The organism is Nocardiopsis oceani, from assembly GCF_054777395.1.
The window spans coordinates 25,814-38,289 of the sequence record NZ_BAAHAR010000011.1; the positions used below are offsets into that span (position 1 = coordinate 25,814).

Annotated in this window: 13 protein-coding genes; 8 read left to right on the plus strand and 5 right to left on the minus strand. The window is 71.4% G+C overall.

Annotation, left to right across the window (positions count from 1 at the left end; all coding sequences use genetic code 11):
- Nucleotides 1-24 precede the first annotated feature (24 nt).
- Nucleotides 25-1,251, minus strand: coding sequence for a DUF418 domain-containing protein (locus ACYVDG_RS08045; RefSeq protein WP_460747787.1), 1,227 nt, complete (start codon nt 1,249-1,251; stop codon nt 25-27).
- A gap of 267 nt (nt 1,252-1,518) precedes the next feature.
- Here ACYVDG_RS08045 and ACYVDG_RS08050 point away from each other — a divergent pair, with 267 nt between their 5' ends.
- The 6 genes from ACYVDG_RS08050 (at nt 1,519) to ACYVDG_RS08075 (ending at nt 6,557) form a co-directional block, all read left to right on the plus strand.
- A complete protein-coding gene (locus ACYVDG_RS08050) occupies nt 1,519-1,926 on the plus strand; it encodes a hypothetical protein (protein ID WP_460747789.1) in 408 nt (135 codons plus the stop codon).
- On the plus strand, nt 1,923-2,807 hold the full coding sequence (locus ACYVDG_RS08055; protein ID WP_460747790.1) for an MmyB family transcriptional regulator: 885 nt from the start codon (nt 1,923-1,925) through the stop codon (nt 2,805-2,807). The genes ACYVDG_RS08050 and ACYVDG_RS08055 overlap by 4 nt, the downstream gene beginning before the upstream one ends.
- Nucleotides 2,808-2,846: 39 nt before the next feature.
- Complete coding sequence (locus ACYVDG_RS08060) at nt 2,847-4,070, plus strand: sensor histidine kinase (protein ID WP_460747791.1); 1,224 nt, start codon at nt 2,847-2,849, stop codon at nt 4,068-4,070.
- The gene (locus tag ACYVDG_RS08065; RefSeq protein ID WP_460747792.1) at nt 4,067-4,717 is read left to right on the plus strand and encodes a response regulator; all 651 of its coding nucleotides are present in this window, start codon (nt 4,067-4,069) and stop codon (nt 4,715-4,717) included. Before ACYVDG_RS08060 ends, ACYVDG_RS08065 begins: the two co-directional genes overlap by 4 nt.
- A gap of 156 nt (nt 4,718-4,873) precedes the next feature.
- Complete coding sequence (locus ACYVDG_RS08070; protein ID WP_460747793.1) at nt 4,874-5,887, plus strand: zinc-binding dehydrogenase; 1,014 nt, start codon at nt 4,874-4,876, stop codon at nt 5,885-5,887.
- A 31-nt stretch (nt 5,888-5,918) separates the two neighbouring features.
- The gene (locus ACYVDG_RS08075) at nt 5,919-6,557 is read left to right on the plus strand and encodes a class I SAM-dependent methyltransferase (protein WP_460747794.1); all 639 of its coding nucleotides are present in this window, start codon (nt 5,919-5,921) and stop codon (nt 6,555-6,557) included.
- Here the strand turns inward: ACYVDG_RS08075 and ACYVDG_RS08080 are convergent.
- The gene (locus ACYVDG_RS08080) at nt 6,536-8,038 is read right to left on the minus strand and encodes an SDR family NAD(P)-dependent oxidoreductase (protein WP_460747795.1); all 1,503 of its coding nucleotides are present in this window, start codon (nt 8,036-8,038) and stop codon (nt 6,536-6,538) included. The two genes, ACYVDG_RS08075 and ACYVDG_RS08080, sit on opposite strands and share 22 nt — an antisense overlap.
- A 187-nt stretch (nt 8,039-8,225) precedes the next feature.
- Between ACYVDG_RS08080 and idi the strand changes: the two genes are divergently transcribed.
- The gene (idi, locus tag ACYVDG_RS08085) at nt 8,226-8,786 is read left to right on the plus strand and encodes an isopentenyl-diphosphate Delta-isomerase (protein WP_460747796.1); all 561 of its coding nucleotides are present in this window, start codon (nt 8,226-8,228) and stop codon (nt 8,784-8,786) included.
- A gap of 61 nt (nt 8,787-8,847) precedes the next feature.
- The gene (locus tag ACYVDG_RS08090; RefSeq protein ID WP_460747797.1) at nt 8,848-9,534 is read left to right on the plus strand and encodes an HAD family hydrolase; all 687 of its coding nucleotides are present in this window, start codon (nt 8,848-8,850) and stop codon (nt 9,532-9,534) included.
- Nucleotides 9,535-9,698: 164 nt separating this feature from the next.
- On the opposite strand, the gene ACYVDG_RS08095 is transcribed toward ACYVDG_RS08090, so the two are convergent.
- From ACYVDG_RS08095 to ACYVDG_RS08105, 3 genes are all read right to left on the minus strand, one after another.
- Complete coding sequence (locus tag ACYVDG_RS08095) at nt 9,699-9,998, minus strand: DUF6221 family protein (RefSeq protein WP_460747798.1); 300 nt, start codon at nt 9,996-9,998, stop codon at nt 9,699-9,701.
- A gap of 210 nt (nt 9,999-10,208) precedes the next feature.
- Nucleotides 10,209-11,036 carry a glutamate ABC transporter substrate-binding protein gene (locus tag ACYVDG_RS08100; RefSeq protein ID WP_460747799.1) on the minus strand — a complete coding sequence of 276 codons (828 nt, stop codon included), beginning with the start codon at nt 11,034-11,036 and terminating at the stop codon, nt 10,209-10,211.
- A gap of 23 nt (nt 11,037-11,059) precedes the next feature.
- Nucleotides 11,060-12,463 (minus strand): hypothetical protein, encoded by a 1,404-nt coding sequence (locus ACYVDG_RS08105; RefSeq protein WP_460747947.1) that lies wholly within the window; start codon nt 12,461-12,463, stop codon nt 11,060-11,062.
- Nucleotides 12,464-12,476 lie beyond the last annotated feature (13 nt).

A 12,476-nucleotide genomic window follows, 5' to 3' on the forward strand; every position in this document is an offset into this window, starting at 1 on the left:
GGCCCCGACCAGAACCGGCACCGGTCAGGCCGCGTGTACGCCTTCGCCGCGCCGCATCGGCATGGGGCGCAGGTGGGTGAGGCGCCGCCACACCCACTCCAGCGGGCCCAGCCGGAACGCGCGCAGCCACCAGCGGGCGAGGAAGAACACCAGCACGAAGTAGGCGACACCGATCCCGTACTGCGCCATGAGCGGGATCTCCCCCTCGAACGGCTTCATGGTTAGCAGGAACACGGCAGTACTGCCGAGGTAGACGCTGAGCGTCATGCGACCCAGCGGGGCCAGGGCGCCCAGCGCACGGGAGGCCGGCCCGTTCCGGCGGACCAGCCACCACACGAGCCCCAAGAAGAACAGGGCGCCGCCCAGACCGGTCAGCGTGCCCGAGAAGGACACCATCATCTCGGCCCCCGGCGCGACCACCGGCATGCCCTCGGAGGTGAGGTGCACAGGGGCGCCGGCGGCATCCGTTTCCATGGGGAAGAGCAGGTCGGAGCCGTAGAGGACGGCCAGGCCGAGCACCTGACCGACCAGGCCGGTCCACACCATCCGGAGCGGGAGCCAGGAGGGGTCGCCGGCGGTCTCCGGAGCGAGTTCGGGCCGGTGGGCGAGCCACAGGCCGACGCAGAAGAAACCCAGGGTCTGCGGCACCAAGGTGACCAGGACGTCCCCTTCGGTCCGCGGCCCTACCGTGCCCGCGAGGTACTCGAGGAACGGCGCGGCCGAGAATGCGGCGACCGCGAACCAGAACGCACGCCCCGCTCCGCCCAGCAGGAACGGCATCAGCGGGGCGAGCACCAGCGCGGTGAGCGCGTAGTGGGTGAGGATGTCGCCGGGGAACACGAGCAGGTGCGGCACCCCGAACAGCACGCCGAGGACCGCGTAGCGGCGCAGCATGAGGGCCATCGGCCTCCCTCCGCGCCGTTCCGCCGCCCGCCAGGCGAGGGCGGCGCCGACCCCGAGCAGCACCATGAGCATGGCCCGCGCCTTCCCCGCCATCAGGAGGCCCAGCACGGCGTCCACGGCCGAGGCCACAGCGCTCTGATCGCGCTCGCCGAGCCGTTCTGCGGCGAAGACGATGGTGTGCGCGTTCATCATGACCACGCCGACCATCGCCAGTGCGCGTGCCGCGTCCAGGAACGCGATCCTCCTGGCGGGACCATCGGCGTTCACGGCGGCCCCGCCGTCGGCGGAGGCAGCAGCCGGTCCGACCTCATCGGACGGCACGGTGGCGGACGGGTTCACAGCTTTCATCAAGGGTCCTCTCCGTGGATAGGCCCCAAGCTTGGCCAGCGCTCCCCCTCCCGCACATCGCCCGAACAGCCGAAACGCCTCCCCTCCCGGTTCAGCCTTTCGGCCGACCCCGCCGCCGCACCCTCACCGCCCGGCCAGCCCCGGACCCTCCAACAGCTCTCTCGGGCCGCCGCCGTTACCTCCGACGTCATCGACGCCGCTCCCCCTGCCGGGCGACAGTTGTGCCTCACCCGGCCGACCACGGCCGACAGCATCCTGGAGGCTCCCATGGCCAGCACACTCTCCGTGCCCGCGACCGACCGTCCGCTCCGCCTGTCCCTACGTCTGGACTCCCTGGCCTGCGCCGTCTGCGGACTGGTGCTCCTGCCCGGCGCGGCCCCGCTGTCCGCGGTTCTGGGTCTGCCCGCAGCCCTGCTCGTCGCCGCGGGCTTGTTCCTGCTGGCGTTCGCGGCGTTCCTCTGGTGGACGTCGGCCACCGGGACCGTCCGGCACGGCTCGGTGCACACGGTGGTGGCGGTCAACGTCCTGTGGATCCTGGGTTCGTTCGCGGTCGTCGCCCTGTTCGCGCCCTCCCTCTGGGGCGTAGCCTTCGTCCTGGCGCAGGCCGTCGCGGTCGCGGGTATCACCGTCGCGGAGGTCCTGACCCTGCGAGGGAGCACAAGGAGGGCCGCGTGACCAACACGCCACCGGGCAGCGCACGGTCGGGCAGTACCCGGCCGGGCGGGGCGCGGCCGGGCGGGGCGCGGCCGGGGCCCGCCGCGCCGGGGGGCCAACGGTCGCGTCCGGTCGGTGACCTGCTCCGCGAGTGGCGGGGCAGGCGCCGGTTCAGCCAGCTGGCCCTGTCCCTGGAGGCCGACATCTCCACGCGGCACCTGAGCTTCGTGGAGACCGGCAGGTCCCAACCGAGCCGGGAGATGGTCCTCCGGCTCTGCGAGACGCTCCAGGTACCCCTACGGGAGCGCAACCGGCTCCTGCTCGCCGCCGGGTACGCACCCGAGTTCCCTGAGACCCCGCCGGACGGTCCCGGCCTGGAGTCGCTGCTCACCACCGTCCGCGCGATCCTCACCGGCCACGAGCCCTACCCTGCCGTGGTGCTCGACTCGGACTGGGACCTTCTCGAGGCCAACGCCGCCGTACCGCTCCTCCTCGAAGGGGTCTCGGCGGAACTCCTCACCGCTCCGGTCAATGTGTTGCGGGTGGCACTGCACCCCGACGGCATGGCGCCACGCGTGCTCAACTTCGGCCGTTGGCGGGCGCATCTGCTGGACCGGCTGCGGCGCGAAGCGGAGTGGACCGGAGAAGGCGACCTGCGCGCTCTGCTCCGAGAGCTGTCCGACTACCCTGCCCCGGATCCCCGCGGGGACGACCTCGCGGCAGAGCCGACGGAGCTGGCCGTGCCGTTGCGGCTGCGGACCTCCCAGGGAGACCTCTCCCTCCTGAGTACCGTCGCCACCTTCGGAACCGCCGTGGACGTGACGGTCGCAGGGCTCGCCATCGAGACCTTCCTGCCCGCCGACCCGGCCACCGCGGAGGTGCTCCGCGGGTCGGCCGATTGACCGATGCCCGGCCCCCACGTATCGGCCTAGCCTTGCCGCATGACACATACGACCGCGCTGAGCAGGCTCTTCGCTTCCATCGAACGAAGGTCCCTTGCGCTGCAGTACCTGGCGGCCGTGGTCCTGTCGGCGGTGGTACTCCTGCAGTGGTCACTCGATCTGCGGACCGCGCTGGAGATCCCGCGTATCGAGGGCTGGCCCGGCCCGCCGACCTCCCCGATGGACTTCGCGGCGAGCGTCTCCGGAGCGGTCTGCGTACTCCTCGTGACCCTGGTCAGCCCGCCCTGGGCCGGCGCCAGGGCAACCCTGGCCGCGGGGGTCGCCGCGCCGGTGTCGGTCATGACGGTGTCCGCACTGCTGTGGCCGCTACCCAAGGGGATCTTCGGCTACCCCATCACGATGGCCGAGGCCGTCACCCTGCTCATCGTCCTGGCGCTGACCGCTTTGCGCTGCCGCGCCTGGCACATCGCGGTGGTAACCGCCCTGGTCTTCCTCGCCGCCTACTCCGACTACCTCCGCCAACCCTTCAACCTCGATCCGACCACCGCGCTTTCAGTCGTAGCGGTAGGCCTGGCACCAGGCCTGTACCTGCGCTGGAGGCGGGCCGAACGCGGCGCGCGCGTGGAGCGGGTCCGGTCGGAGGAGCGCCTGGCCATCGCCCGTGACCTGCACGACGTGGTAGCCCACGAGGTGACCGGGATCGTGGTGCAGGCGCAGGCCCTTCGGCACATCGCCGACCGGGACCCAGGGGCGGTCCGGGACGCCCTGCCCGAGATCGAGGAGTCGGGCACCCGCGCCCTGGAGTCGATGCGGGGCATGGTCTCCCGGCTGCGGCAGCCCGGGGAAGCCCCGCTGGCGCCGACACCCGCGGAAGGGCTGGCGGCGCTGGCGTCCCCGGCCGCCCCGGGGCGGCCGGAGGTGACTGTGCACGTCTGCGAAGGGCTGGCGGGTCTTCCGCCGGCCGTGGGCACCGCGGTACTGCGGATCGCTCAGGAGTCGGTGACCAACGCGCTGCGGTACGCCCGCGGCGCCACCCGGGTGAGCGTGGTCGTGTCCGCCGAGGACGACGGTGTGCTGGTCCGGGTGGACGACGACGGCCGGGGCGGCGGACTTCCCGTGGGCGGCGGGCACGGGCTGGTGGGCATGGCCGAGCGGGCCCGGCTCCTCGGCGGCGAGCTGACCGCGGGCCCCGTCGGGATGGGGCAGGGTTGGACGGTGCGGGCGACCCTGCCCGTACCGCGCGAGGGGGACGGACCAGAGTGACGATTCGAGTACTGCTCGCCGACGACCAGCAGATGGTCCGCACGGGCTTCCGTTACATGCTCAACGCGGAGGACGGGATCGAGGTCGTCGGGGAGGCCGGAGACGGTCTCGAAGCGGTCCGGCTCGCCGGGGAGCTGCTGCCGGACGTCATCCTCATGGACATCCGGATGCCTGGGATCGACGGGCTGGAGGCGACCCGGCGCCTGGTCGGCCCCGGGGTCGCCGACCCGATGCGGGTGGTCGTGGTGACCACCTTCGACCTGGACGAGTACGTGCACGCCGCGCTGACCGGCGGCGCGGTCGGCTTCCTGCTCAAGGACGCGGGACCGGCCCTGCTGGTGGAGGCCGTGCGGTCGGCCGACCGGGGCGACGCCCTCGTGTCCCCGCGGATCACCGTGCGCCTGCTGAAGCACTTCTCCGGCGGCCGGGCGCCCCGGCGGAGTCCGGTCGAGAGCGACCTGACCGCGCGTGAGACGGACATCGTGCGCACGGTCGCGCGCGGACTCACCAACACGGAAGTGGCGGCGGAACTGCACGTCACTGTGAGCACGGTCAAGACGCACCTGGCGCGGGTCCAGGAGAAGCTGGGTGCGCGCAACAGGGTGGAGGTCGCCGCGTGGGCCTACCGGAGCGGTCTCATGGACTGACGTCCGGCAGCGCGCCCCTGAGCGCTCGAGCGGATTGACGAAAAAGTGAGCGGGTTCTGACCCGCATCGCCCGTGTCGTCCACGTACACACCCCGGTACGAAGCGTGATGATCGGGGGTGAAAAGGGCACCCACGACACGACTGCGAGGAAGACCTATGGCCACCATGCGCGCGGCCCGGCTGAACATCAGCGACCGGAGCCTGGAGGTCACCGACGTCCCCAAGCCCACCCCCGGCCGGGGCCAGGTCCTCGTCCGGGTACGGGCCGCGGGGGTCTGCCTGTCCGACGTCCACCTCATCGAAGGCACCCTGACCCCGCTCCACCTCAAGGGGGACGCGGTCACCCTCGGGCACGAGGTCTCCGGTGTCGTCGAGGAGCTGGGGCCGGAGGTCCTCGACGCGAGGGTCGGCGACCGGGTGGCGTTGCATGCCGGTGAACACGACCGGCACGGACAGGTCCTCACCAGGGGTGTCGACTACGACGGCGGGTGGGCGGAGTACGCGCTGGCCGGCGAAGAGACCCTCGTTCCCCTCCCCGACGGACTCCCCTTCGACCAGGCAGCGATCATCCCCGACGCCGTTTCCACCCCCTGGGCGGCCGTGACCGCGACCGGTGACGTGCGTCCCGCCGAAGCGGTGTGCGTCTGGGGCGTGGGCGGGTTGGGCGCGCACGCGGTCCAGCTGCTCAGGCTGGTCGGCGCGGCCCCGATCATCGCCGCCGACCCGGACGCACACGCCCGCGAGCGCGCACTCCAGTTCGGTGCCGACGTCGCCCTGGACTCGACCGCACCGGACTTCCTCACCCGGATCGGCCAGCTCACCCACGGCCGCGGACTGGACGCCGCCTTCGACTTCGCCGGGGTACCGGCCGTGCGCGAGCAGGCCGTTCAGCTCCTCGGCGAACACGGCCGCCTGGTCCTGGTGGGCCTGACCAACCGGCCGCTGGAAGTGAAGGACGGCACCCGGTTCAGCTACCTGCGCCAGCAGATCCTCGGCCACTACGGTTCCGAGCCCGAACACGTGGTGCAGCTGGTCGACCTGGTCGGCGCGGAACGGCTGGACTTCAAGCGGTCCATCAGCGACAGCCTGCCCCTGGAACAGGCACCCGATGCGGTCGAACGCCTCGAGAAGCGGATCGGTTCCCCGGTCCGCCTGGTCCTCGAACCCTGAGCCGGGAACACTTCAGGGCGAGGTGAATTCGATGGCCAAGGACCAGACCTCCCGGTCGCGGAGCCAGTACGACGCGTACGCACCCCGATACGACACCGAGGCCGGCGTCTACGAGACGCTCATGCTCGATGACGGCCGCGCTTGGGCCTGCGGATGGGCGGTCGGGGACACGCTGGAGATCGCGGTCGGTACCGGTCTCAACCTTCCCCACTACCATCCGCGGGTCCGGCTCTGCGGACTCGACCTGAGCCGGGGCATGCTCGCCGGGGCCCGTTGGCGCGCGCTGTCGGTGCGGCCGGACACGCTCCTGGTGCAGGGGGACGCGCAGCGCCTGCCCTTCCGGTCCGCCGCCTTCGACACGGTGGTGTGCACGCTCGGTCTGAGCGGCGTCCCCGACCCGGACGCGGCCCTGGCAGAGTCCTACAGGGTGCTGCGCACCGGGGGCCACCTCGTCCTCTTGGGGCACGTCGCCAGTCCCTGGCGTGCCGTTCGCGGCCTCCAGGCGGCGCTCGAGGCAGTGGCGCTTTCGCGGCCCGCCGACCACCAGCGCCGCCGGACCCTTCCTTCCTTGTGGGCGGCGGGGTTCACCGTGGTCTACCGGCAGACCAGCCGCGCGGGCACCGTCGAAAGGGTGGTCGCGACCAAGCGCTACCAGTTCGAGGGCCGGTAGTCCTTGAGGAAGCAGCCGTGCAGGTCCTCGCCGAGCTCGCCGCGGACGACGGGGTCGTACACGCGGGCGGCCCCGTCCTCCAGGTCCAAGGGGGCGTGGAACCCCTCCTCGGCCAAGCGCTCCTTGTCCGGGTGCGGACGTTCGTCCGTGATCCAACCGGTGTCCACGCTGGTCATGAGGATGCCGTCGCTCTCCAGCATCTCCTGGGCGCTGGTCCGGGTGAGCATGTTCAGGGCGCTCTTCGCCATGTTCGTGTGCGGGTGCCCGGGGCCCTTGTAACCGCGGCCGAACACACCCTCCATCGCGGACACGTTGACGATGTAGGTGCGCCGCGCGGGAGCGGCGGCCATCGCCGGGCGCAGCCGGTCCACCAGCAGGAAGGGCGCGCTCACGTTGCACAGCTGCACCTCCAGCATCTCGACGGGATCGATCCGGCCGATCCGCTGGGTCCAGCTGTTCACCGGGGCCAGGTCCGGCACCAGTCCCCCGGCGTCGATCGCTCCGCCCTCGCGGACCCGGTCCGGATGCGCGGAACCTGTGGTCAGCGCCAGGGACGTGAGCATCTCGGGGGTCAGTTCGTGCGGCGCGGCCTCGGCGACTTCAGCCCCATCGGCCTCCGCCAGCTCCCGCGGACGGACCCCGCCGAGCACCAGCGGCTCGGGCAGCCCCGCGCCGGTGAGCGGCTGAGCTTCGGCCTCGATCAGCGGGGCGTAGGAACCGGGCGAGCGGCGGACGGTCTGTGCGGCGTTGTTGATGAGGATGTCCAGCGGCCCCTGGTCGGCTACCGAGTCGGCCAGCCGCACCACCTGGCCGGGGTCGCGCAGGTCGATACCGACCACCCGCAGCCGGTGCAGCCACTGGTCGCTGTCGGGCATCGCTGCGAACCGGCGTACGGCGTCGTTGGGGAAACGCGTGGTGACCGTGGTGTGGGCGCCGTCGCGCAGCAGCCGCAGCGCGATGTACATGCCGATCTTGGCCCGGCCCCCGGTGAGCAGGGCCCGGCGCCCGGTCAGGTCGGTCCTGGCCTCGCGGCGCTGCCAGTTGAACGCGGCGCACTCCGGGCAGAGCTGGTGGTAGAAGGCGTCGACCTCTCGGTACTTCGTCTTACAGACGTAGCAGGACCGGGCCTTGCGCAGCACCCCGGCGAGCTGGGCACCCCGTTCGCCGTCTCCGGCGCCTTCACCGGCACCCAGGGCGCGGCTGGTGAGCGCGCGACCGTTGGTCTCGTCGTCGATCCGGTCCGGTGCAGCCGTCGCTGTGGCGGCGAACACCGCTTCGTCGTGGGCCTTCTGGGCGGCCCTGCGCTCCTTGCGCCGCCGCTCCTTGAGCGCCTTGAAGACCCGGGCGGTGGCCCGCTGCAAGGTCTTGGAGTCCTCGTGGTCGCCGGGCAGCTCCTCCGCCTCTGCGAGCACCTCCAAGCACACCCGAAGCTTCTCCGGGTCGATCCCGTCGACCGTCCTACGCGTCACCGTTTCCGTCACCACTGCATCCCGCCGCTGTCCCGATGGCCGCCTTCGTGGGCCATGAGGAACACTATGCGCACTTCGGCACCGGACTGTCTCTCCCGTTCCCGCCCCCGTCCGGTACGGACCGATGTACGGTACGGGCGACCATAGAAGGCAGGAGAATCGTTTGCGCGGCCCCGGGGCCGCGGGTAGGGAGAGTTCCGTGAGCCAGCAGACAACGGTACCGGCGGCGGCCGAGGGCGGGCCCCAGCGTGAGTTCGTGGTGCTGCTGGACGAGGACCACCAGCGCGTGGGGGTGGCGGACAAGGCCACCGTGCACACCGAGGACACTCCTCTGCACCTGGCCTTCTCCTGCTACGTCGTGGGCCCCGACGGCCGCGTTCTGCTCACCCGGCGGGCCCTGGGAAAGACCACTTGGCCCGGTGTGTGGACCAACAGCTGCTGCGGCCACCCCGCACCTGAGGAGACCATGGTCGAGGCCGTGCACCGCCGCGTCCGGCAGGAACTCGGCATCGGACTGACCGAGGTCACCGAGGCGCTACCGGACTTCCGCTACCGTGCGGTCTCCGCCGAGGGGATCGTGGAGAACGAGTTCTGCCCGGTGTTCTGGGCCCGGACGGAGGACACTCCCGCCCCGGACCCGAGCGAGATCGCCGAGTTCGCCTGGGCGGCCTGGTCGGACGTGACCGCCCTCGCCGAACGGACACCCTGGCTCATCAGCCCGTGGGCCGCGGAGCAGGTCCCCCGGCTGGCCGCGTCCTGAGCACACGCCCCGGACGCGGGTAGGTACGCACCAACACCCCTCAGGAGTTGGAGCGCAGCCGATGCCCCCGCAGACGCACGAACGTCCCGCCCGTCCCACCGCGCTGGTCCTCGACGTCCTCGACACCCTCTTCCCGCTCGGCCCCCTGGAGTGGCGCTTCCGTGCGGCGGGTATCCCCCGCGTGCTCATGACCAGGTGGTGGGACCACCTGATGCGCGACGCGTTCGCGCTGTCGCTGCTGGCCGGGGAGCGCACCTTCGAGGACGTCGCACGGGGTTCGCTCCGCGACATCACCGGCAACCAGATCGCCCCCGCCGCCGAGGACGCCATCATCGACGGGCTGACCCGGCTGGAACCGCGCACGGAGGCCGCACAGGTGCTGGCCGCCGCGCGGGAGGAGGGGGTCCGGACGGCGACACTCGGCTACGGGGACCCCAAGGACGTCCGCATGCTGTTGGAGCGCTCCGGGCTCGCGGTGGACGCGGTGCTGGACGGCGGCGGGCCCCGGACGTGGAAACCGGTCCGTGAGGCCTACCTTTCCGCCGCGCGCGCCTTGGAGGTGGCACCGGAACGACTGGGCCTGGTCACCGCGCATGGCTGGGACGCCGCGGGCGGTCGGCGGGCCGGGTTGGTGACGGGTTGGTCGGCCCACCTGGAGGGGCGCTTTCCGTCGGTCTTCGACCGACCGGACGTCGAGGGCCGCGACCTCACCGAGACCGTCGAGCGCTTGCTCGCCCTGCCGGGATGAGCCAGTTCGCGCGCCGGGGAGCCTGGGTTGCAGCAAGCACAGTGCAAGGGGGTCAAGCCGCCAGCGAGGAAGCAAGACACATTCCAGACTGCGCGGAAGGCGTCCGTAGAGCGTTTGTGGCGGGCGACGGGCGGGAGGCGCGGAGGCCCAAAGCAAACACAGCTTCAGTCCTCCCAGGACCGGTCGTACTCGGGGTGGCCTCGGTAGACGGCGGCCAGGTACTTCACCGCGAGGCGCCAGGCGAGGAGCTCGGACCACGGGTCACCCTTGACCTTCACCGCCTGGGAGGAGGTGTCGAGTATGCGCATGCTCTCGCGGTGCGCCTCGGTGTACCCGCGGACGATCTTGCGTTTGGCCGACACCTCGGCCAGTGCGCGCTCCCGACCGCGTGAACCCACGGGCACGGCTTTGGACGCGCGTTCGTCCTCGTCCAACCGATCGTTCAGGAACTCGACGATGGTCAACGGACAACTCCTCCTCTGTCCCCCCAAGGCACTACATATGGTTCAGTATCTGCCATATATCCCGTTCGGGCCACCCGGGAAGCCCCCGCCGTCCCAGTCGTTATGTCTGCGCGCGCCCCGAGCATCACTCTGGGTGCACGGGCCCCGTCCGTTGCAAACGGGACCCGCCGTCGACATCACCAGACTGCACAGCTCGGTCGCAACCTCGGATCAGTCGCAACCCTCGAACTGCGGAACGCTCTCGACCACCTCCAGGTCGGTCTCCCCGAACCACTCCTCGAGCAGCCCCGGCGCCGTCCCGTCCTGGTACATCTCGGTCACCGCCTTGTTCACCGCCTCGCAGGCCGCCACGTCACCGTGGGGCAGCCCCACCCCGTACTTCTCGTCGGTGAAGGGGTTGTTCACGAACCGGAACGCGTCGGGGTCCTCGGCCAGGAAGCCGGCGAGGATCAGGTCGTCCGTGGACACAGCGTCCACGGAGCCGTCGCCCAGCCTCTCGATGCAGGCGCTGTAGCTGTCCACCTCCTGCAGCTCCGACACGTCGATGCCGAGGCCGTCGGTGATCCGGAACGCCGAGTTGGAGCCCTCGCCCTGGCAGACGCTCCGCCCTTCCAGGTCGCGCACCCCCTCGACGGCGTCCTCGTCCGCGCGTACCAGGATGTCCTGCTTGGCCACGTAGTACGGGCCCCCGTAGGTCACCTCCGTCTTGCGCTCCGGGGTGATGGAGTAGGTGGCCACCACCATGTCGACCTCCTCCTCGATCAGCGCGTCCTCGCGCTCTGCGGAGGTGACGCCCACCAGCTCGACGTCGTCGATCCCCATGTGATCGGCGATGTAGAGCGCGACGTCCACGTCGAACCCGACCAGGTCGCCGTCCACGTCCAGCCCCAGTCCGGGCTGGTCGTCCTTGACCCCGATCGTCAGCGAACTCGCGTCGACCAGGGATTCCTCCCGCTCCGCCGAGCAGGAGGACAGCACCATCACCGCCACGGCGCCCAAGGCAGCCGCGGCCGAGCCACGACGGTGTCGAAAGCGCATCGGCCTGTTCCTTTCTCTCGGGGTCAGCGGTACTCGGCGAGACGGGGACGCACCCCGACGACAACCAGGGACAGGAGGATGAGGGAGCCGACCGGCAGCACCCACGTCCACAGGGACAGCGCGGAGTCACCGCGTTCGATCCCCGCGGTGAACTCCTCCTGGTGCAGTTCGATCAGCCCGTCCAGGGCGGCCGAGTAGGCGGGGAAGGCCCCGTCCTCGGAGTGGGCCACCCCCATCCGGATATCGAGCGCCTCGTCCAGCTCGCCGGACTCCGCGGCCTCCCGCATCCGCTGATCCTCGACCTGCAGGTCGTTATAGGAGGTGAGTACCTCCGCCAGCGCGTCCTCCTGTCCCGGCAGCAGCGAGTCCTGGGCGCTCTGGCCCAGGTAGCCCAGCGTCCCCGGGTCTTCGGGATCCGCGCCGTCCGCGCCCGGCAGGGCGGGGTAGGCGTCCGGGATCTCACCGATCGCCGCGTAGTACTCGTCGAGCGTGCTGGCCGGGCGGAACAGCACCTGCTGGGCGCGCTCCAGGTAGACCTGCTGGTGGTTGTCGGCGAAATCGTCGTCCGCGAGATAACGGCTCTGGTCGGCCTGCATGTCGGTGGCGATGGCCCCGGCGCGGGCCAGCGCCATGGCGGCGTCCAACCCTTCGTCCTTGGCCCCGCTCTGATGCGTTCCACTGCTGTTCAGCGCCAAGACGACCCCGAGGGTCAGCACCACGGTCCCGGCCGTCGCGCCCAGGAGCGGCGCGTTGAACCGGCGCCGGAAGCGCACACGCAGGTAGAGCTGCAGGCCCATCAGGGAGGCGACGGTCGCCACGCCCACCGCGCCGACCCACACGAGGCCGAGTGCCACCGACGACTGCCCCTCCTCGTGGTTGGTACGCACGATCGCGGAGGAGTCCAGCCCCAGGTTGAACGCCTTGGGCATCAGCTCGGTGTGCATCAGCTGGCTGGCCTCGCGGTAGGCCTCGAGGGCCGCCGGGTCGACCTCCCCTGGCGGGGCCTGGGCCTCGTCGTTGAGCAGCCGCGCCTCACTGGCCCTCTGCTCGTAGTCGCCCATCCCGTCGAGGACGGCCTGGACGTTGCCCTCCTCGACCGTGTCGCCCTCGGTGAGGGACGAGGCCTGGAGGAGGGCCTCGTTGGCCTGGGCCCGGCTGGCGTCGTAGCGCTCCAAGGCGTCCTCCCGCCCCGACCCCAGGTCGTGGTCGGTACCCATGAGAAGCACGTCCGCGCTCCTGGCGTCCATGTCGGCCAGCGCCAGGTACAGCTCAGTGGTCGCCATCGCCTGCGGGCCCGCGTCCCGGCCGAGGACGTGGAGGCCGTCGCTGGCCTGGTTGAGCGTGAACGTCGCCGAGCCGAACAGGCCGCCGATGGTGAGGACGCACAGGAGGGCCAGCGCCCACACCCGCGCGGGCGTGGTGCGCATCGACCTCCGCACA

Bases quoted from the DNA above. Each gene is read 5' to 3' on its own strand.
- ACYVDG_RS08045 (WP_460747787.1), bottom strand. From the start codon at position 1,251: ATGAAAGCTGTGAACCCGTCCGCCACCGTGCCGTCCGATGAGGTCGGA.
- ACYVDG_RS08050 (WP_460747789.1), top strand. From the start codon at position 1,519: ATGGCCAGCACACTCTCCGTGCCCGCGACCGACCGTCCGCTCCGCCTG.
- ACYVDG_RS08060 (WP_460747791.1), top strand. From the start codon at position 2,847: ATGACACATACGACCGCGCTGAGCAGGCTCTTCGCTTCCATCGAACGA.
- ACYVDG_RS08070 (WP_460747793.1), top strand. From the start codon at position 4,874: ATGGCCACCATGCGCGCGGCCCGGCTGAACATCAGCGACCGGAGCCTG.
- ACYVDG_RS08075 (WP_460747794.1), top strand. From the start codon at position 5,919: ATGGCCAAGGACCAGACCTCCCGGTCGCGGAGCCAGTACGACGCGTAC.
- ACYVDG_RS08090 (WP_460747797.1), top strand. From the start codon at position 8,848: ATGCCCCCGCAGACGCACGAACGTCCCGCCCGTCCCACCGCGCTGGTC.
- ACYVDG_RS08100 (WP_460747799.1), bottom strand. From the start codon at position 11,036: ATGCGCTTTCGACACCGTCGTGGCTCGGCCGCGGCTGCCTTGGGCGCC.
- ACYVDG_RS08105 (WP_460747947.1), bottom strand. From the start codon at position 12,463: ATGCGCACCACGCCCGCGCGGGTGTGGGCGCTGGCCCTCCTGTGCGTC.